Consider the following 607-nt stretch of genomic DNA (forward strand, 5'->3'; position numbering starts at 1 on the left):
CTCACCACCTACATTACAGCGCTCTTCCTGAATGGGCACAGAGTGCGGGCATGATCATGTCCCTAGTCCTACTAGCTCCATCATGGGGTGGTATGATCAACGGTATGATGACGCTTTCTGGTGCATGGCATAAACTACGTACTGACCCAGTACTACGTTTCTTGGTTGTATCGCTTTCTTTCTATGGCATGTCTACTTTCGAAGGTCCGATGATGTCTATCAAGACTGTAAACGCGCTATCTCACAACACTGACTGGACTATTGGGCACGTTCACTCTGGTGCACTCGGTTGGGTAGCGATGATTTCTATCGGTGCGGTTTATCACTTGATTCCAAAGCTTTATGGCATTAAAGAAATGTATAGCACGTCTATGATCAACCTACACTTCTGGTTAGCGACTGCCGGCACGGTTCTATACATCGCCGCAATGTGGGTAAACGGTATTATGCAGGGCCTAATGTGGCGTGCAGTAAACAATGACGGTACCCTTACCTACAGCTTTGTAGAGTCTTTAGAAGCAAGTCATTCTGGTTATCTTGTTCGTGCAATTGGTGGTGCTATCTTCTTGTCAGGTATGCTTATCATGGCCGTGAACGTTTGGCTAAC

The 607-nt window shown here is 46.6% G+C and carries 1 protein-coding gene; it reads left to right on the forward strand.

What is annotated here, in order from left to right:
• A partial coding sequence (locus tag A3766_RS08900; RefSeq protein WP_197479457.1) for a cbb3-type cytochrome c oxidase subunit I occupies positions 1–607 on the forward strand: 607 nt, incomplete at both ends.

This window comes from Oleiphilus sp. HI0132 (assembly GCF_001635845.1).